The 19,586-nt window shown below is 64.5% G+C and carries 14 protein-coding genes; 4 read left to right on the top strand and 10 right to left on the bottom strand.

The window, feature by feature from the left end; all coding sequences use genetic code 11:
• Nucleotides 1-8: 8 nt before the first annotated feature.
• From AC1Q7H_RS12245 to AC1Q7H_RS12225, 5 genes are all read right to left on the bottom strand, one after another.
• The gene (locus tag AC1Q7H_RS12245; RefSeq protein WP_492378517.1) at nucleotides 9-1,370 is read right to left on the bottom strand and encodes a sensor histidine kinase; all 1,362 of its coding nucleotides are present in this window, start codon (nucleotides 1,368-1,370) and stop codon (nucleotides 9-11) included.
• Nucleotides 1,363-2,043, bottom strand: a complete 681-nt coding sequence (locus AC1Q7H_RS12240) for a winged helix-turn-helix domain-containing protein (protein WP_114135028.1) — start codon at nucleotides 2,041-2,043, stop codon at nucleotides 1,363-1,365. Before AC1Q7H_RS12240 ends, AC1Q7H_RS12245 begins: the two co-directional genes overlap by 8 nt.
• Nucleotides 2,044-2,147: 104 nt before the next feature.
• A complete protein-coding gene (locus AC1Q7H_RS12235; RefSeq protein WP_492381333.1) occupies nucleotides 2,148-3,605 on the bottom strand; it encodes an efflux transporter outer membrane subunit in 1,458 nt (485 codons plus the stop codon).
• Nucleotide 3,606: 1 nt separating this feature from the next.
• Nucleotides 3,607-6,768 carry an efflux RND transporter permease subunit gene (locus tag AC1Q7H_RS12230; RefSeq protein ID WP_492381332.1) on the bottom strand — a complete coding sequence of 1,054 codons (3,162 nt, stop codon included), beginning with the start codon at nucleotides 6,766-6,768 and terminating at the stop codon, nucleotides 3,607-3,609.
• Between the two features lie 14 nt (nucleotides 6,769-6,782).
• Entirely contained in the window at nucleotides 6,783-8,012 is a 1,230-nt protein-coding gene (locus tag AC1Q7H_RS12225; protein WP_492381331.1) for an efflux RND transporter periplasmic adaptor subunit, read from the bottom strand.
• A 368-nt stretch (nucleotides 8,013-8,380) separates the two neighbouring features.
• On the opposite strand from AC1Q7H_RS12225, the gene AC1Q7H_RS12220 reads away from it, so the two are divergent.
• From AC1Q7H_RS12220 to AC1Q7H_RS12205, 4 genes are all read left to right on the top strand, one after another.
• Nucleotides 8,381-9,325 (top strand): COG4280 domain-containing protein, encoded by a 945-nt coding sequence (locus AC1Q7H_RS12220; RefSeq protein WP_492381330.1) that lies wholly within the window; start codon nucleotides 8,381-8,383, stop codon nucleotides 9,323-9,325.
• Nucleotides 9,326-9,554: 229 nt separating this feature from the next.
• Nucleotides 9,555-10,064, top strand: a complete 510-nt coding sequence (locus AC1Q7H_RS12215) for a lecithin retinol acyltransferase family protein (RefSeq protein WP_153954029.1) — start codon at nucleotides 9,555-9,557, stop codon at nucleotides 10,062-10,064.
• A gap of 212 nt (nucleotides 10,065-10,276) precedes the next feature.
• Nucleotides 10,277-10,951: a heavy metal response regulator transcription factor gene (locus tag AC1Q7H_RS12210; protein WP_153954030.1), complete on the top strand. Its 675-nt coding sequence runs from the start codon at nucleotides 10,277-10,279 to the stop codon at nucleotides 10,949-10,951.
• Complete coding sequence (locus AC1Q7H_RS12205) at nucleotides 10,948-12,354, top strand: heavy metal sensor histidine kinase (RefSeq protein WP_211981364.1); 1,407 nt, start codon at nucleotides 10,948-10,950, stop codon at nucleotides 12,352-12,354. Before AC1Q7H_RS12210 ends, AC1Q7H_RS12205 begins: the two co-directional genes overlap by 4 nt.
• Nucleotide 12,355: 1 nt before the next feature.
• Here the strand turns inward: AC1Q7H_RS12205 and AC1Q7H_RS12200 are convergent, their stop codons facing one another.
• The 5 genes from AC1Q7H_RS12200 to AC1Q7H_RS12180 all read right to left on the bottom strand — a co-directional run bounded on the left by AC1Q7H_RS12200 (nucleotide 12,356) and on the right by AC1Q7H_RS12180 (nucleotide 19,315).
• A complete protein-coding gene (locus AC1Q7H_RS12200; RefSeq protein ID WP_153954031.1) occupies nucleotides 12,356-12,571 on the bottom strand; it encodes a hypothetical protein in 216 nt (71 codons plus the stop codon).
• 114 nt (nucleotides 12,572-12,685) lie between these two features.
• Entirely contained in the window at nucleotides 12,686-14,233 is a 1,548-nt protein-coding gene (locus AC1Q7H_RS12195; protein ID WP_492378521.1) for a class I adenylate-forming enzyme family protein, read from the bottom strand.
• Between the two features lie 68 nt (nucleotides 14,234-14,301).
• Nucleotides 14,302-14,811: an acetone carboxylase subunit gamma gene (locus tag AC1Q7H_RS12190; protein WP_153954033.1), complete on the bottom strand. Its 510-nt coding sequence runs from the start codon at nucleotides 14,809-14,811 to the stop codon at nucleotides 14,302-14,304.
• A 23-nt stretch (nucleotides 14,812-14,834) separates the two neighbouring features.
• The gene (locus tag AC1Q7H_RS12185) at nucleotides 14,835-17,159 is read right to left on the bottom strand and encodes a hydantoinase B/oxoprolinase family protein (protein WP_153954034.1); all 2,325 of its coding nucleotides are present in this window, start codon (nucleotides 17,157-17,159) and stop codon (nucleotides 14,835-14,837) included.
• A gap of 11 nt (nucleotides 17,160-17,170) precedes the next feature.
• Nucleotides 17,171-19,315 carry a hydantoinase/oxoprolinase family protein gene (locus AC1Q7H_RS12180; RefSeq protein WP_153954035.1) on the bottom strand — a complete coding sequence of 715 codons (2,145 nt, stop codon included), beginning with the start codon at nucleotides 19,313-19,315 and terminating at the stop codon, nucleotides 17,171-17,173.
• Between the last annotated feature and the right edge of the window lie 271 nt (nucleotides 19,316-19,586).

Genomic DNA, 19,586 nt, shown 5'->3' with positions numbered 1-19,586 from the left:
TATGAACTCTAAGAAAAGAGGACCAGCGTTGCCCTCAACCCCGGGTGATTGTCGGTCAGCTCCAGGGCGCCGCCATGCAGCTTTGCAACGGCGGCCACGAGGCTGAGCCCCAATCCCACACCCGGTGTACTTCGACTTGCGTCGCCGCGGTAGAAGCGTTCGAGGACTTTGTGCTTCTCGTCATCGGGGATGCCCGGCCCATCGTCTGACACAGAGATGACGACCGCCCCGTCAGCGCGGCGTGACGCCTCGACTGTGATTGTCCCGCGCTGCTGGGCATACTTGAGCGCGTTGTCGATAAGATTCCCGACCGCCTGCGCCAGCAACAGGGGATCGCCAGCCAGCGGGAGCGGACCGGACGACGCGAAAGACAGGGCCACCCCCTGGAGTTCCGCCACGGGTTGATAGAATTCAGCGGCTTCGCCCGCCACGGCAGCGGCATCGACTTCGATGAAGCCAGAGCGGCGCATTCCGGAGTCAATCTCCGCCAGGCGCAGCAGCGCGTTGAAGATGCCCATGACGCGGTCGACGTCGGCAATGGCGCTGTCGATCTCGGCGAAGGTTTGTTCCGGGCGCGGCCGGGTCACCGACAATTCTTCCAGGCGGGAGCGCAACTCCGCCAGCGGGGTGCGCAGGTCATGCGCGATCGCATTGGACACGTTGCGGATGCCCTCGACCAGGTGCTCGATCTGGTCGAGCATGCGGTTCTGGGTCTCTACGAGCGTATTGAGCTCGCTTTCACCGCCGTAAGCCGGCAACCGGTGTGCGAGATTTCCCTGCATGATGGCAGCGGCTGCCTGGTTGATGTCGTGCACCTTCGAGAGCAGCGTGCGACGGACCAGTAGCCCACCCGCTACGCCTAGCAGCAAGACCATGCAGGCTGCGCCCGCCAGCGCGGACATGAACAGTGCTTCGAGCTTCTCAAAGCGGCTGACGTCCCGCCCCAATAACAGGTGATAGCCCCCGGGAAGTACCTTGTGGATCAGCACGGCCCTTACCACCCGCTCGCGTACACCGATTGATGCGGCGTGCATGCCAGTCGATGCGGGAACCTCGCGGGGCCATGCCGGCAAATTGCCGGCAAGCTTCGCCAGGGCCGGATCAGCGAACAGGATGATGGTGGTTTCGACGTCCTCAAGTTGCCCGCCGACCCGGGTTTCAATGGCCATGACCAGCGCATCGGCTCCGTGCCTGGCAAAGAGATTTTCCATATTCCGCGCATCGGCCTGTAGCATTTCGGTGCGACTTTGCTCGATGGTGTTGTGCCAGGCGTACAAGAGCGGTGTGGCAAACAGGGTGAGCACGACCAGGCTCACGGCAACATAGCCAAGCCCGACGTTCAGCGCTGAAAAGCGCAAGCGCTTAATCATCTGCTGTCAGCATATAGCCGGCGTTGCGAATGGTCCGCAGCAATTGCCGCCCGCTGCCGTCATCGATCTTCTGCCGAAGCTTGCTGACATGGACGTCGATGACATTGGTCTGTGGGTCGAAATGATAGTCCCACACGTTTTCCAGCAGCATGGTTCGCGTCACCACCTGGTTGGCGTGGCGCATCAGGTATTCGAGCAGCTTGAATTCACGCGGTTGGAGCGCGACGGCCTTGCCCGCCCGCGTTACCTTATGGGCAAGCAGGTCCATGGAGAGGTCGCCCAGCGTCAGCGTGGTCTCGGCCCGGCCCTCCTGCGAACGCCGCAGCAGTGCATCGAGGCGTGCCAGCAGCTCGCCAAAGGCAAAGGGCTTGACCAGGTAGTCGTCACCGCCGCTCTTGAGACCCCGGATGCGATCGTCCACATCCGAAAGGGCGCTCAGGATCAGGATAGGGACCTTGCTTCCGGTCCTGCGCAACGCCTCGATGATCGCCAGGCCGTCAATGCCGCCTGGCAACATCCGATCCATGATGATCGCATCATAAGGCTCGCTTGCAGCGAGGAACATGCCGTCGCGTCCGTTGTCGGCGTGATCCGCGGTGTGCCCCGCTTCGCTCAATCCCTTTTTGAGGAATTGGGCGACGCGCTCGTTGTCCTCGACGATCAGTAGTTTCATGATGAATCCGGTCCCCAGGCATGGCCTGATGAGATATTAGGCACAGTGTGTTCTGGTTGCCAGCCTCGCGGCGATCCGAAGGCCCATCCTCACGATTCCGGGAATTATGAGGCACTTGCCGCCTGCCGCGGCGCATCGCCAGTGCGCTGGATCCAGCCGCCGCCGAGCGAGCGGTACAGGTCGACCAGACTGGTCAGGCGGTTCAGGCGGGTCGTGACCAGTGCCTGCTGCGCGTTATACAAGTCGGTCTGTGCGGTCAGCACGCTCAGATAGCTGTCGGTGCCACTCGTGTAGAGCATGTTGGCCAGCGCCAGCCGGCGCCGCTGGGTATCGGTGTAGCGCTGCTGCGCCGCCAGCTGGTTGTCGTAGGTGCCGCGCTCCGCCAGCCCGTCGGCAACCTCCCGGAACGCGGTCTGGACGGTCTTCTCGTATTGCGCGATGCCGATGTCCTTCTGGACCGTCGCGACATCCAGGTTGGCCTGGTTCGCGCCAGCGGTAAAGATCGGCATGACCAGGGAGGGGATGAAAGACCATGCGCTGGATCCGCCAGCAAACAAGCCACCGAGTGCCGCGCTGGCCGTGCCGAGGGTGCCTGTCAGCGAAATGCGCGGAAAGAAGGCCGCGCGCGCGGCGCCGATGTTCGCGTTCTCCGAGCGCAGGGTTGCCTCGGCCTGCAGGATGTCAGGACGGCGATGCAGCAGATCCGAGGGCAGGCCGGCCGGAAGGTCGGTCAGGATCGGCTGGTCGCCGAGCCTGACGGGCGCAGGCAGGTCGGGCGGCATCGGCTGGCCGACCAGCAGCACCAGCGCATTCTCGGCCTGCGCGCGCAAGCGGACTTGGGCGGCGTAATTTGCCTGTGCCTGCTCGACCGTGGTCTCCGACAGGCGCAGGTCCAGTTCGGACGCGGTGCCTGTGTCGAACTGCAGTTTCACGATCTTGTAGGCTGCCTGCGCGGTCTCCAGGGTGCTCTGCGTCACCGCGAGTTGCTCGTCGTAAGCGAGCGTGGTGAGGTACTGGTCAGCGATCTCGGACACCAGCAGGATCTCGGCCGCCTGGCGCGCGTAGGCACTTGCCAGGTACTGCTCGAATGCTGCATCCGAGAGGCTTTGCAGGCGGCCAAAAAAGTCAATCTCCCAGGACGCTGAAAGACCCGCCGAATAGCTGTGGGAGGCGCCCGCGCCGGTGATGGAACCGCCGGGAGACGTGCTCTTGGCCGTAGCGCTCGCGCCGGCGTCCACCTGCGGATACAGTGCCGCATTCTGGATGCGGTACTGCGCCTGGACTTTCCTGACGTTCAGCGCCGCGATGCGCAAGTCGCGGTTGTTCTGCAGTGCGAGTTCGACCAGCCGCTGCAGGCGAGGATCGGCAAGAAAATCGCGCCAGCCGATCTCCGCGGCCGGCAGCGTGGCGCTGGCGGTCCCGGCTGAAGCGGTCTTGTAGGCCTCGCCCGCGGGAAAGGCGGCCGACACGGGTGCTGCTGGTCGCTGGTACACGGGCTGCAGCGAGCAACCGGCGGCAAGGGTCACGAGCAGTGCGCAGGCTGCGTATCGGTATCGCTTCATCTCAGTGTCCTCCTGCGCTTTGGTCAGCCGCGGCCATCGCGGATGCTGCCGGCTCGGCCGGCTTCTTTCTGCCAAGCCTGTTGCTGACCACGACATAGAACATCGGGATCAGGAAGGTGGCAACAAAGGTGGCGGTCAACATGCCGCCTATCACCCCGGTGCCGATGGCGTTCTGGCTGGCGGAGCCCGCGCCATTTGCCAGCGCCAGCGGCAGCACTCCAAGCATGAAGGCCATGGAGGTCATCACGATCGGCCGCATGCGCATATGTGCCGCTTCGATGGCCGCCTGGAGCGCCGTGAGGCCCTGGGCGTGACGCTCGCGCGCAAATTCGACGACAAGGATGGCGTTCTTTGCCGACAGGCCTATGGTGGTGAGCAGCCCGACCTGAAAGTAAACATCGTTGGACAGGCCCATCAATGACGTGGCACCGAGCGCGCCCAGGATGCCGAGCGGCACCACCATGATGACGGAGACCGGGATCGACCAGCTCTCATACAAGGCGGCAAGGCTCAGGAATACCACCAGGATCGACAAGCCGTACAGCAGGGGGGCCTGCGAGCTCGATTGCTGCTGCTCCAGTGAGGTGCCCGTCCACTCGAAGCCAATACCCGGGGGCAGTTGCTTGGCCAGCCGCTCCATCGCCAGCATTGCCTGTCCGGAGCTCTTGCCCGGTGCGGACTGGCCCTGGATCTCCATGGCTTCGACGCCGTTATAGCGCTGCAGGACGGGCGGGCCGTAGGTCCATGCGGACCTCGCGAAAGCGGAGAAGGGCACCATGCTGCCGCCGCTGTTGCGCACATAGAGCATATTGATGTCGTCGGGATTCATGCGATAAGGCGCATCCGCCTGCACGTATACCTTCTTGATGCGTCCGTCGGTATCGAGGAAGTTGTTGACATAGCGCGAACCCCAGGCAGTCGAGAAGGTCTGGTCGACGTCGCTCAGGCTGACGCCGAGCGCGGCGGCTTTCTCGCGATCGATATTGACCTTGAAAGTCGGATTGTCCTGTTGCCCGTTGAAGCGCACCTGCGCAAGCTCCGGATCCTGTTTGGCCAGCGCGAGAAGCCGCTCGCGCGCCCTGGCCAGCGCCTCATGACCGAGCCCGCCGCGGTCCTCGAGCTCGAAGTCAAAGCCGGCGGCAACGCCCAGGCCGCGAATCGGCGGCGGGCTGACCGGGAAAATGACGGCATCCTTGTAGGCGGCATAGCGCTTGACGATGCGCTCGGACAGCGCCTTGGCGGTCAGGTCGGGACGGTTCCGCTGGCTCCAGTCCTTGAAGCGGACGAACAACTGGCCCTGGCTCTGACCGCGGCCGGCATTGTTGAAGCCATTGACCATGAAGGTGGCCTCGACCATCGCCGCTTCATCCTTCAGCAGGTAATTGCTGACCTCGTCGAGTACCGCACCGGTGCGCGCCTGCGTGGCGCCCGGCGGAGTCTGGACCTGCACGAACATAAAGCCCTGGTCCTCGTTCGGCAGGAACGATGTCGGCAGCTTGACAAACATGATGCCCACGGCAGCCACGATTGCCGCGTAGATGATCAGCCAGCGCCCGGAGCGGGCCGCGACGTGCCGCACCCCATGCACATACCTGTCCCGGCCCTTGTCGAAGGTGCGGTTGAACCAGCCAAAGAACCCTTTCTTCTCGCCATGGTCCTCGCGTGGCGGCTTCAGCAGCATGGCGCACAAGGCGGGCGTGAGCGAGAGCGCGACGAACACCGACAGCAGCATCGACGAAACGATCGTGAGCGAGAACTGGCGGTAGATCCCGCCGACGGTGCCGCTGGAGAACCCCACCGGCACGAACACCGCGCACAGCACCATCGCCACGCCGATCAGCGCACTGCTGATCTGGCTCATCGCCTTGCGGGTGGCCTCGAGCGGCGACAGTCCTTCCTCGTGCATCACGCGCTCGACGTTCTCGACCACCACGATGGCATCGTCCACCAGCAGGCCGATGGCCAGCACCAGGCCGAACATCGACAGCGTGTTGATGGTGAAGCCAAGCGCCGACATCACGCCGAAGGTGCCGAGCAAGACCACCGGCACCGTGATCGAGGGGATCAGCGTGGCGCGGATATTCTGCAGGAACAGGTACATCACCAGGAACACCAGGACGATGCCTTCCAGCAGGGTCTTGATCACTTCTTCGATCGAGATCTTGACGAAGGGCGTGACGTCGTTCGGGTAGACCACCTTCAGCCCATGCGGGAAATACGGTTCCAGCTCCTTGATGCGGGCGCGTATCGCGGCGGCGGTGACCAGCGCGTTGCCGCCCGGCGCGAGCTGGATGCCGATGCCGGAGGCGGGCTGGCCGCTGTACTTGTTGTCGACATTGAAGCTCTCCGCGCCGAGATTGATGCGCGCGACGTCACGCAACCTTACCTGCGAACCGTCGGGCAGCACCTTGAGCAATACCTTGCCGAAATCCTCGCTCGTGCGCAGCAGCGTCGCTTCAGTGATGGTTGCGCTCAGCTGCTGGTTCTGCACGGCCGGCGTTCCGCCGAGCTGGCCGCCGGAGATCTGCACGTTCTGGCTTTGCAGTGCCGCAGTGACGTCAGTCGGCGTGAGGGCGTAGCTATTGAGCTTGTTCGGGTCGAGCCAGATCCGCATCGCGTACTGCGTACCGAACACGTTCATGTTGCCGACGCCATTGATCCGGCTGATCGGATCCTGGACATTGGAGACCACGTAGTTGGCGATGTCGAACTTGTTCATGCTGTTGTCAGCCGACACGAAGCCGATCACCATCAGGAACGCGTTGGTGGATTTGGTGACGCGCACGCCCGACTGCTGCACCTGGGCCGGCAGCAATGGCACGGCGAGCTGCAGCTTGTTCTGCACCTGCACCTGGGCGATGTTCGGATCGGTGCCGCTGGCGAACGTGAGCGTCGTGGTCGACTGGCCGGTATCGTCGCTGGTCGAGGACATATAGAGCAGGTTGTCGATCCCGCTCATCTGCTGTTCGATCACCTGGACCACGGTGTTCTGCACGGTGGTCGCGGAAGCCCCGGGATACGTGGTGCTGATCTGGACCGAGGGCGGCGCCACGGGCGGAAACTGCTCGATCGGCAGGGACTGGATCGCCAGTCCTCCAGCCAGCATGATGAGCAGGGAGAGGACGATCGCGAAGATGGGGCGGTCGATGAAGAATCGTGCCATGTCAGGGTCCGCCCTTATCTTGCCTGCGCAAGCACAGGAGCCTGGCGCGTTGCAGACGCGCCGCCGGCATTCGCTTTGGCCGCGGCCTGCGCGGTCCGGGCTTGCGCGTCGACAGCCTGCACCAGCATCCCGGGTTGCACTTTCTGGCCGCCGGTCACGATGACCCGGTCGCCATCGCTCAGGCCGCCGGTGACAATCCATTTGTCGCCGGACGTGCTTTGTGCCTGGATCGTGCGTTGGACGACCTTGTTGTCAGGGCCGACAACCAGCGCGGTTGCCTGCCCCTGCGGGTTATGACCGACGGCCGGGACCGGCACCAGGAAGGCGTTGTCATTCACCCCTTGCTCGAGGCGGGCGCGCACGAACATGCCGGGAAGCAGGACATGGTCCGGATTCGGGAAGACCGCGCGCACTGTCACCGAGCCGGTGGCCGGATCGACCGTAATGCCGCTGAACTCGAGCTTGCCGGCCAGCGGATACTGCGTACCGTCCTCCAGCGTGAGCGTCACCCTGGCCTGGTCCTGGCCATGCAGCTTTACCTGTCCGCTGGCGACATCGCGCCGAAGCTGCAAGCCGGCGACACTTGCCTGGTTGAGGTCCACGTGGATCGGATCGATCTGCTGGATCGTGGTCAGCAGCGTTGCCGCGCTGCCTTGCACATAGGCGCCCTGGGTGACCTGCGAAATGCCGCTGCGGCCGGCAATCGGCGCCACCACGTCGGTATATCCCAGGTTGAGCCTTGCCATCTCGACGGCAGCCTTGGCGGCGGCAACATCGGCGGCGGCCTGCTTGCGGGCCGCGACGGCGTTGTCATAAGCCTGCTTGCTGATGGCGTTGCCGGCAACGAGGGTCTGGTAACGCTCGGCCTGCGCGGTCGTGGTGGCGAGATTCGCTTCTGCCTTCTGCAGTTCCGCCGATGCGCTGTCCAGGGCGGCGCGATACTGCGCCGGATCGATCTGGTACAGCGGTTGGTTGGCCTTGACGTCCGCGCCTTCCTGGAAGCTTCGCTTTTGCACGATGCCGTCAACACGGGCGCGGACCTGTGCAATGAGGTAGGCGGAGGTGCGGCCGGGGAGTTCCACCGAGACCGGGACGCTGGTCCGCCTGGCCGTGACTACCGTGACTTCCGGCGTCGCTGATTTTGGACTAGCCTGCTTTGCGGGACCGCAGCCCGCGAGCGCGAGGACTGCCAGCGTGACAGCCGCCAGGCAGGCACTGCGCCGAAGTGTGTTGTGTGAAGGCATCGAGGCTCCATCCCAGGAGTTTGTGAAGAGCGGGTGGTTGCACTCTGCACGATCGCGAATGAAGGCTGGGTTGGCGGTTCATTAACGATTGTTAATGTCCCGGAGGGAGCAAGAATGACAAATCCGTAATCGAATTGACATCTTTGCACGCCGCCGCACTGACTAGAATCCACGCCGTCGCACGCGCAGGACGGCGGCCGGAGCGCACCCCGGCGCAGCACCGCCGCAAAAAAAAGCGGCCTCCTTGTCTGGAATTGCTTCGCTGGAGCGCACCGAACGCGCCAGCGAGCGAACCCTGTCACCCTGAAGAACTGGAGCGGGACATGCCTGAATGGACTTCGGCAGGACCTTCGATACTTGCAGCATTCATGGCCTCGCTGGTCGAGTTCGTGGAGGCACTCACCATCGTGCTGGCGGTTGGCGCCGTGCGCGGCTGGCGCTCGGCGCTGCTGGGGACCGCAGCCTCGCTGGCCGCCCTGATGCTATTGGTGGCAGTCGCCGGCCCCGCGCTCGCCAGGATTCCGCTGCCGGTGGCCCAACTGGTCGTTGGCACGCTGTTGCTGCTGTTCGGCCTGCGCTGGTTGCGCAAGGCGGTGCTGCGGGCGGCGGGCATCTTGCCGCTGCACGATGAAGCTCAGGCGTTCAGCGCGCAAACCGAAGCCTTGCGCCGGCAAGCCGCAACATCCGGTCGGGCGATCGATGCGGTGGCATTCGCGACCGCCTTCAAGATCGTGATGCTCGAAGGGATCGAGGTGGTGTTCATCGTCATTGCGATTGGCGCGGGCGGCCGGATGATCATCCCCGCGTCCATTGGTGCCGGCCTGGCGTTGCTTGCGGTGATGGCGCTCGGCGTGTGGCTGCATCGGCCGCTGGCCAATGTTCCGGAGAATGCGCTCAAGTTCGGCGTCGGTGTCATGCTCGCGGCTTTCGGCACCTTCTGGGCAGGCGAGGGCATCGGCCTGTCGTGGCCGGGTGAAGACTGGGCAATCCTGGCACTGATCGGCGTTTTCGCCGTGGTTGCGCTGGCAATGGTTCATCCCTGTAAACGGCTGCGCAAGCCGGCCACGGCACTGTCAAGTGCAGCCGCCGGCGCGCGTCCGCCCGCTCGGGGCCGCCTGGCGATGGTGGCCGAGGAAGTGATGGGGCTTTTCGTCGATGACGGCTGGCTGGCCATCGGCGTGGTGGCCTGGGTGATGGCGTCGTGGGAGATGGGGGCCATGCATGCCGTCACTGCGGCCAGGGCGGGGCCGCTGTTCGCGGTCGGACTGACGGTGCTGCTGGCAGCCAGCGCGGTCCGGCGTGCGCGCGCCTGAGGAGCGGTCCCCGGCATCGCAAGCGCCCGAACCGTACAGCGAAGTCGACTGACGAGGGTCCGATTCAGCGCGCAACCAGGGCGCCGTTGATACTCCCTGGCCGATCCAGTAGCAAAACGCATGGCATAAACAAAAACTTATGAACAGTAGAAGAATGTTTAATTGTTATTAATGTGTTGCCGGACATAGGCTTTTCTCAAGTTCACCTGATCGCTTGGGCATTCCGAACATGGGCCAGCCAACCTCCAGCCAACGTCGCACCGCCAGCGCAGCCGTGGCACAGCGACGCCTCGATGCCGGCGCAGAACCGCCGCTCGGTGCCCATCTCGTCACCCCGCGGCGCGGCTACAGTCACCATGGCATCTATGTAGGCGACGGCAAAGTGGTGCATTACGCCGGACTTGCCGGGTCGCTGCGTCGCGGCCCCGTCGAGGAAATCAGCATCACGCATTTCGCTGCCGGATTCGAAGTCCTGATCGAACCAAGTGCTGATCCGGTCTACGTCAGGCATGAAGCCGTGCGGCGTGCACGCTCGCGGTTAGGGGAGAATCGCTACAGGCTGCTGACCAACAACTGCGAGCATTTCTGCGCCTGGTGCCTGTATGGGGAAAGCCGTAGCGAACAGGTGCTCGCGTGCCTCATCGACCCGCGCGCAGCCCTTCGGACCGCGTTATGCCTGTTCGCGGCATGCCTTGCGGCGGCATGGCCGATGCGGCGCACCGGAGCCTACGTGACCTGACCGGCCCCGGTTCTTCGTACAGCGCGGTCGCGGTAAGCCCGATGAACGATGCTCTGTATTTGACGGCGTTGTCGGCGCGCTCCGGCGACGATGCCATCCCTGGGCATCAGACGGCGGGCCAAACGATTACAGCCTTGTCATTCCGCGCACGGTGCGGCGGGAATATGATCGCGGCATGTAATACAGACGGCGGCAACAGGGAGCGCAAGACAATGAAGATCCTGGTAGTGGAAGACGAGCCCAAGACGGCGGCATACCTGCGCAAAGGCCTGACGGAATCGGCCTTCGTGGTGGATGTCGCGGTGACGGGTGCCGATGGGCTGCATCAGGCCATGGAGCATGCTTATGACCTGATCATCCTCGACGTCATGCTCCCCGGGATGAACGGCTGGGACCTGCTCAAGCAACTGCGCGAGCACAAGGACACGCCGGTGTTGTTCCTCACCGCCCGCGACGACCTGGAGGACCGGGTGCGCGGCCTGGAGCTGGGCGGCGACGACTACCTGGCCAAGCCGTTCGCGTTCGTGGAGTTGCTGGCACGCGTGCGCACATTGCTGCGGCGCGGGCCCTTGCGCGAAGCCGACCGGATCGAGATCACGGACCTGGAGATCGACCTGATTCGCCACCGGGTTACCCGTGGCGGCCAGCGTATCGACCTGACGCCGCGTGAATTCGCGCTGCTGCACTTTCTTGCGCGCCGGCATGGCGAGGTACTGAGCCGTACCCAGATTGCGTCGCACGTGTGGGATATGAACTTCGACAGCGACACCAACGTGGTCGATGTTGCCGTGCGGCGGCTGCGCGCCAAGATGGATGACCATTTCGCGCCGAAGCTGATCCACAGCGTGCGCGGCATCGGCTACGTCCTGGAAGCGCGCCAGTCGTGAAGTCAGCCGGTTCGCTCACCGCGCGGCTCGCGCTGGCCTTTGCGCTGATTGCGGGGGGCGCCTTTGCCGGGGTCGGGCTATACCTGTATCACGCGCTGGCCATGCAGATCATCGAGCGGGACGACGCCGAACTGCTGCGCAAGGCCGCGCGCGCCCGCGCCGAACTGGCCGAGACGGGCGGGAGCAACGCCGAGCGATGGCGCGAACTCGGCGGCGTGGTCGCCGGCAATGCCGAGTACGGCTTGCTCGCCAGCGCGCCCGACGGCACGCCGCTGGTGGCAGCGGGAGCAGAGCCGGGAGTGCCGCCCGAAGCCCCGTTGCTGCCGCCGGGCGCGCCGCTCGGGCCGGCATCGATTCGCGCATGGAGCGGCGCCGACGGACTGCCTGTGCGCGGCATCTCGATGCTCGCGCACGCCGGCGCGCAGCCGCTGCCGGTGCAAGTCACGGTCTACCAGGTTGCTGTGTCGCGCATGGCACTGTTGCGCGCCTACCGTTGGAAGCTGGTCCTGGCGACGTGCCTCGGTGCCCTGGCGGCGGGCGGGCTTGGCTATGCCGCCCTCCGCACCGGCATGGCGCCATTGCGTCGCATCGCCGCCGGCACCCGGGCCGTGACCTTCACCAGCGGAGCGCTGCCCGTCGATCCGTCGCTGCTTCCCGCGGAACTCAATGAGCTGGCGCTGGCGTTGCAGCACATGATCGAGCGGCTGCGCGAGCGCTACGAGCGCTTGTCGCAGTTCTCCGCGGACCTGGCGCATGACTTCCGCACGCCTATCAATAATCTGCTCGGACAGACGCAAGTGGCGCTTGCCAGCGACCGGTCGGTGGAGGAATACCAGGCGCTGCTGGTGTCAAACGTGGAAGAATACGAACGCCTTGGACGCATGATCGAGAACATGCTGTTCCTGGCCCGCGCCGACAACGCGCGCGTGGCGGTGCGCTACGCCGAGCTGGACCTCGCCACCGAGCTGGAGCGGCAGGCGGACTACTTCGAGCTGCTGGCGGACGCCCGGGGGATCACCATCCTCGTCGATGCGCGGGGCCAGGTCCATGCGGATCCCGCGCTGCTGCGGCGCGCCGTCGGCAACCTGATCTCCAATGCCGTTCGGTACGCGCCCACCGGCACACAGGTGCGCCTGTGGGCGCGCGAGATGGGCGCGCAGGTGCGGATCGAGGTGTCGAACCCGGGCCCGGGCATTGCCGCGGAGCATTTGCCGAAGCTGTTCGACCGGTTTTTCCGTGCGGACCCGGCCCGGGCCAACTCCGGCGAGTCATCAGGCATCGGGCTCGCCATCGTCAAGACCATCATGGACCTGCACCATGGCACCGCGCAGGCGGAATCGACACCGGGGCAGGTGACCTGCTTCCGGCTGGTCTTTCCGGGCCGCGCGGAGCCGGGCCAATGATTCAGGTCTGCGCAGGCAGGTGGGCGCCATCGAGGTAGGGATCGCGCGCGCTGTTGTTGGCGCCGTCCGTGAAGGGGTCGCGCTGGCGGTGGACCTGGTCGGCGGTGGTCCCGTTGGCATCGTTGGCGGGATCGACAGCCGCTGAGGCAAAGGGCGCTGCGGAGCCCAGTACCGTGAGTAACACAGCGGCAATGAGGATTCGGCGGGTAGGCATCATGACACTCTCCTGTTGACTTGCGCGGCGCGCGGATCGTCGCGCCGTGCAAAGCAGTCTATGTATCCGATGCCAACCGATGCATTGCTGCTTGATGACAGAGTTGTAAGTCTCGGCCTACGCAAGCTGCCAGCGCCACGTCCTGGCATTCGCCTGTTCGCCACCTTGGGCCAACAGCTCCCGTAGCGCGGTCTTGAGTACCTTGCCGTTGCTGTTCTTCGGCAACGCATTGACGAACAGATAGGCTTTCGGCCGCTTGAATCTGGCGATCCGGCGCAGGCACCACTGATCCAGTTCGGACTGGGTCATCCGCATCCCGGCCTTCAGCACGACGACGGCTACCACTTCCTCTCCCCAGACGGGATGCCTGCGGCCGAGCACGGAGACTTCAGCCACCGCGGCATGGGCGAGCAGGGCGTCCTCCACCTCGCGCGGGTAGATATTGGAGCCACCGCTGATAATCGTGTCCTTGCTGCGGTCCTTCAGCGTGAGCTGCCCCTGCTCGTCCACGCACCCGACATCGCCGGTATGCAGCCAGCCATTGCGCAGCGTCGCCACACTGGCCTCCGGGTTGTTCCAATAGCCTTGCATCACGGTGGGCCCGCGCACCAGGACTTCACCGACTTCCCCCACCGGGAGCGCACGGTCCCCGGCATCGGCGATGCGAATCTCCACGCCGGGCAGGGCATGCCCGACCGAAGCCAGCGCCTTGAGGTCGCCGACGGCGTAGGCGCGGCCGATTTCGTGGGACGACTGGGCGGTGATGGTCATCGGACTTTCGCCCTGGCCGTAGATTTGCGCGATGCGGGGGCCCAGGCATTCGACTGCGGCGATCTCGTCCTCCACATAGAGGGGCGCACCGCCACAGACTACGACCTTGAGATTGGAGACGTCGGCCCGGGTCCGGCGTGCGTATTCGACCAGGCGGTTGAGCATGGTCGGCGCAGCGAAGACGCTCGGGCGCTGGTGTGCGGCGACGAGGCCCGCCAGTTCGCCGGCGTCGAAGCCGCCTGAAGGTGGGACCACCTGACTCGCACCTTCGGCCATGTGGGGGACCACGTAGAGTCCCGACCCATGGGACATTGGCGCCGCGTGAATCAGGCTGTCGCCTGGAAGGATGCGGGTGACCGCGCTGGCATAGGCGTGGGACATGGCGCCTAGATTGCGGTGCGAGAGCATGACCCCTTTGGGCTTGCCGGTCGTGCCGCTGGTATAGAACAGCCAGGCGAGGGCGTCTTCGGACACATCGGTGACCGGCATGCCGTGTGCCGCAAACAGGGCATGGTAGTCGGTGGAACCGACCACGATGGTCCGGGCGCCAGACACTGCTTCGGCATCGGCGGCGAAGCTGACGCGGGCGCCGCTGTCGTGCAGGATGCCCTCGATTTCGCGCGGATGCAGCCTGGCGTTGATCGGCACGGCACACAGGCCGGCATGCCAGATGCCATACAAAAGCTCGACGTACTGCGGGCAATTCTTCATGACCAACGCGACCCGGTCCCCGGCCTGCAGGCCGAGCCAGTCACGCAGGCCGCAGGCGCAGCGTGCCACGCGGTCGGCGAGTTGCTCGAAGGTACATAGCCGCTCGGTGCCGAGATAGAGCGCTGCCTGATCGGGATAGGCGCGGGCCGTGCGGACGAGCATTTGCGCAAGGTTGGGGTTCATGCTGCCTCCCTTCTTAACCGGTGTCTGCGGGGGGCAGGCAGCGCCTGCCCCCGCTCTTCACGCTGCGATCAGTCTGGGGCGCGCTCCGGAACCGTCAGGTGCACCCATTCCTTATAGAAGGCCTCGATGTCCGGCTCGAAGTCATGGATCACCGGATACCACGGGGTGGGTGCTTCGACGTCGTGCATGGTGCCGCACGCCGGGCAGTAGTACTCACGATAGACCTGCCACTGGGTGTCGGGGGCCATGAGCCTGGGATAGACCTCGGTCATTGCCTCCTCGGTGTCGCGCACGTAGATCGAGGCATGCAGCTTCCAGTTCTCGCGGTAATCGCAGAACTCATGGCCGCAATCGCACTTGACCAGCCACTTCATGTTGCTGGCCGATTGCACAATGTGCATATGCGGGCCGAGCGGAAGCACGATGCGGTCCGGAAAGCTCACCTTGGCCTGCAGGGCCGCCAGGTATTGCTCGAAGCGGCTGTCATCCTTGGGCATCGAGAGCATGCGGAAGGTGGTTTCCCAGTCCAGGGAGCCTTCGACGAGGTGGGCAACCTGTTCATTGGTGTAGGCAGACATTGTTCAGCTCCTTGATACGGTGATTACTCTTCGACCTGGACGACGGTGGTGACGTCGGGCAGCAGGGAGAGGTCCATGCGGTGCTTGGAACCGTAGGACGGCACGCCCAGGTCTTCCTCCAGCAACTGCCAGTCCGCGGGGAGGTTCCAGAATGCCTTGAATTCCCGAGTGAACTTCTCCGACAGTGCGAAGCTGGTGGCGAACATGTGTTGCACCTGGACGGATGCGTGCTTGTTGAGGATGCGTTCGCGCTCTTCCTTCATCCATTCGCGGGTGGGCAGGGACCGGGCCAGGCGTTCCTTGCGGATCTCGGCACGGCGAGCCTGGGTTTTGCCTGCATCTACCGTGAATACGCCCTTGGCGTCCTGGGTGAAGACGGCGCCATAGACCTTCTGCGCATATTCCGGGAGCAGGAACTTCTGGTTGAGGTCCGTTTCGATGGCCTTCGGATCCCGGTCGATCGGGTCACCGAAGCCCGGGCCCCCGCGCAGATAGTTGAGGTACAGGTCGTGGTTGGCGTAGCAGTCCTCGGTGGTGATGCACTGCTTGTCACGCTTGACCACGGCAGTGGCATCGATGTGGCGCTCGTAGTCGGGGTTGCCCGGATCGATGTCGCCGCCCAGAGGCAAGGAGTCGCCGATGGCGATGCGCTTGTCCAGCCCTGTCTTGTGTGCCTCGAAGCGGTAGCCGGTGGCTGAGGGATAGCCGCCCATCATGCCCCAGTCGCTGTTCATGAAGCCGTTGCCCATGAAGAACATGGTCCAGTCCTGGGCGTTCCACACCATGCGCAGCGTCTCGAAGCCGCAACCGCCACGGTACTTGCCATACCCGCCGGAGTTGGCCTTGACGTTCCGGCCAAGGTAGAGCAGTGGCTCGGCCATCTCCCAGATCTCAATGTCGCCCATGTCGCCTTCCGGGTTCCAGATCGCGGCGGCATGGTTGAGGCCATCCTTGACCGCGCAGGCACCGGTGCCGCAGGAGCTGGCCTCGAAGCTGTTGACCGCGTGGATCTCGCCGTCCTGGTTGATGCCGCCACCTTGCAGCCAGTTGGAGGTGTTGGCATTACCGGCGTTGACCTCTTCCAGATAGCCGCGGCTGAAATAGGACTGGGAAAGACCGCGCCACAGGGCCGCCCAGCCGGAGACCAGGAAGTGCCAGGCGTAGGCGTGGCCGGTGCGGCGGTCATCCGGGTTGCACCAGGTGCCCTTTGGCAGGCGGAACTCGGTGGCAAAGTAGGCACCGTCGTTGATGCGCTGGGTGGGCACCAGGGTCTGGCACATCATCACCCAGATGCCGGAAGTAAATGCCACCTGATGGGCGTTGAATGTATGCCAGCCCCAGCGGCTCGCGCCTTCGAAGTCGAGGCGCCACTTGCCGTCCGGCTTGATGGTCATCTCCACCGGCGAGTGCATGATGGAGTCGAGCTTGGCGAAGGCGTTGGAGACCTGCACGTCGTCATGCTTGTAGGGCACGTCGACAAAGGAGACCTTGCGGTACTTGCCCGGCAGGGTCATGGCCTTGATACGGCTCTGCAGTCCGCGGCGGCCTTCTTCGATGACCTCGTAGGTGAATTTCTCGTAAGCCTCGATGCCGTCGGCACGAATCACCTCCTCCACCAGTTCGCGGATCATGTGGCAGCCGGCGATGCGGGTCTTTTCGTCGAGGATCCAGTACTTGGGCGTGCGCACCGAGCGCTGGGACTCGTGCAGCCAGTCGCGCAGCGGCTCGTCGTTCACGCCGGTTTTGCGGCAGGTGATCATGTAGCCGTCGCCGAAGCGCTGGGTCTGTCCGGTGGACATTGAGCCCGGCGTCACCGAGCCGGTGTCGATGACGTGGGTGACGCCGCCCACCCAGCCGATCAGCCGGCCCTTCCAGAAAATCGGGACGATGGTGGCGATGTCGCAGGGGTGGACGTTGCCGATGGCGCAGTCATTGGTCGTGAACATGTCGCCAGGGTTGATGCAGGGGTTGGCTTCCCAGTTGTTCTCGATCATGTACTTGATCGCCGCGCCCATGGTGCCGACGTGGATGATGATCCCGGTCGAAGTCAGGACGCAGTCGCCGGCGGCGTTGTAGAGCGTGAAGCAGAGTTCGCCTTCCTGCTCGACGATGGGGCTGGCGGCGATCTTCTTGGCAGTCTCGCGGGCATGCACCAGGCCGCCGCGCAGCTTGGAGAACAGCTTCTCGTAGCCGATCGGGTCGCCGTCACGGAATTCCAGCTTCTCGAGGCCGTTGTAGTGGCCCGTGGCCTTGGTGCGCTCGATGATGCCGTCGCGGTGCTGCTTGAGCGTCTGGCCGTTCTGCAGCAGGTCGGCGAAGCCGACTTCTTTATTACTCATCATGTTCATGGCGGGTCTCCTTACTTCACTTCCTTGAGATGGAACAGGCGGTGCTTGTCGATCGTGGTTTCGAAGCCGTCTGGCACGACGAAGGTCGTGGCGTCGGATTCGATGATGGCGGGACCCACGATGTGATTGCCGGCCTTGAGGGCTTCCATCTTCCAGAGCGCGGCATCCACCCACTTCTTGTGGCGGTAGAAGGGACGAGTGCCGAGATAGGCTTCCCTGGGCGGCGTCGGGCCGGCATCCGGGTCTTCCGGCAGCACCGGCTTCTGGGTTACGACGGTGCCGCGCAGGATGGCGCCGGTGATCGAAAAGCCCAGTTCCGGCGAGCGGGCGGAGCTCGCGTAGACGCGGCCGTAGGTGTTCTCGAAGGCCTCGACGATCTGGTCCCAGTCCGCGGCGGTGGCGGCGCGGGTCACCGGCGAGACGATTTCGAGGTCGTTGAGCTGGCCCATGTACTGCATCTTGTAGCCGGGGATCAGCAGCACGTCCTCGGGCTTGTAGCCGTTGAGGACGAATTCCTCGATGACCTTGACTGCCAGTTCAGACCAGGCTTCCTGCAGGCTCTTGCAGGCGGCTTCCTTGTCGGCGTCGGGGGCGTGCTGGGCGACACCAAGGTCCACTGACTTGTCGTAGCGGTACTCGAAGTCGGCGCAGGCGCAGCCGAAGGCCGAGAAGCCGGCCGCCCAGGCCGGCACGACGACGTCCTTGAAGCCGACGCCCCCGGTGTAGCCGTAGGTGTGCACCGGGCCGGCGCCGCCGTAGGAGAAGCAGGTGAATTCCGCCGGGTTGTAGCCCTTGGCACTGATGTTGGCGCGCAGGTACTCGGAGAGCGTGAGATCGAGCAGTTCGATGACGCCGGCGGCTGCATCCTCGACCGACAGGCCGAGCGGGTCGGCGATCTGGGCCTTGATGTGGTCGCGCGCGCGCTGCACGTCGAGCTTGATGGCACCGCCCAGGAAGTTCTCCGGGTTCAGGTAGCCGAGCACGACGTGGCAGTCGGAGACCGACACCGTGTCGAGGCCGCTTTCCGGCCAGCAGGTGCCGACGCGGTAGCCGGCGCTGTCGGGGCCGAGCTTGATCGACTTGCTGTAGGGGTCCAGGCGCACGAAGCTGCCGGCGCCGGCACCGACCGAGTCCATCGCCACCAGGGGCAGCGAGAGGACCAGGCGGGCCATGTCGGGGTCGGACTTGATGGCGAAATTGCCCTTGGTGATCAGGGCCACGTCGAAGCTGGTGCCGCCGATGTCGGAGCAGGCGATGTTCTCGTCCCCCAGGTATTCGCCCAGCAGCTTGGAGCCAATGACGCCGCCGATGGGACCGGAGACGATCGTGCGCGCGAGCTCCTTGGCCTTCCAGCTGATGGTGCCGCCGTGCGTGGCCATCACCCGCAGGTCGAACCTGGCGCCATGCTTCTTGAACCGGTCGCTCACCTTCTTCAAGGTCTGGCGCGAGGGTTCGGCGCCATAGGCCTCGAGGATGGTGGTATTCATGCGGTGGCTTTCCTTGCGCGACGGGTAGTAGTCCACCGAGGCGAAGACGGGGATATCCACCTTCAGTTTTTGCAGCTCGTCCCTTACCGCATCCCGGGCGCGCTGCTCGCTCGATTCGTTCTTGTGGGATTGCAGCAGGCAAATGACGATGGCTTGCGAGCCGGCCTCCACCAGTTCCCGGGTAGCCTGGCGGACCTCGTCTTCACGCAGGGGGATGACCACCTTTCCCTGCACGTCGGTACGTTCGGTGACGCCGCGCGTGCGCGAGACGGGCACAAGAGGCTCGTCGTAGCGGTGCGTGTTCAGGTGAATGCGGTCCTCCAGGGCATAGCCCAGATAGCTCTGCAGCGCGCGGCCCATCGAATGGATCTGCTCGAAGCCGCGGTTGCAGATGAGGCCAACGGCAAGGCCCTTGCGCATGAGAATGCGATTGAGCATGGCCGTTCCGGAGTAGACGCAAGTCACCAGTTCCGGATAGACATCGTCCACGGTCCGGTCCCAGTGGGCAAGGGCGTCTTCGGAAGAGTTGAAGATGGCAAGGGATTCGTCGCCGGGATTGCTCTGCGCCTTGCCGACCACGAAGCGGCCATCGGAGCGCACAAAGAATGTGTCGGTCATCGTGCCGCCAGCATCGATGCCCATCACCTGTACGGTGGACTGCGGTTGCATACTGCCTCCTGTCGTTGGTGTAGTCATGGTGGGAGTTCCCCACGACCCAACCATGGCAAGGCCTGTGCCAAGCGCTGGCTGGCACAGACGCGCAGCGCCGGTATGCAATGGAATCAACACGTTGCGGGCATTCCCCGGCCACTCCGGTGGTAGCAGGGGTGCCTGCCGTCGCTGTCCGGATTCACGACGCCCCTGCACAGTGGTGTCCGGGAACCGGACATCTTCTGGCCAGCGATTCGATGCGGTTGTCTTGCGGCGAGCCCAGGCTTTA

This window comes from Cupriavidus sp. GW823-FHT06D04, from assembly GCF_058795055.1.
This window is presented reverse-complemented; position numbering and strand designations above follow the sequence as displayed.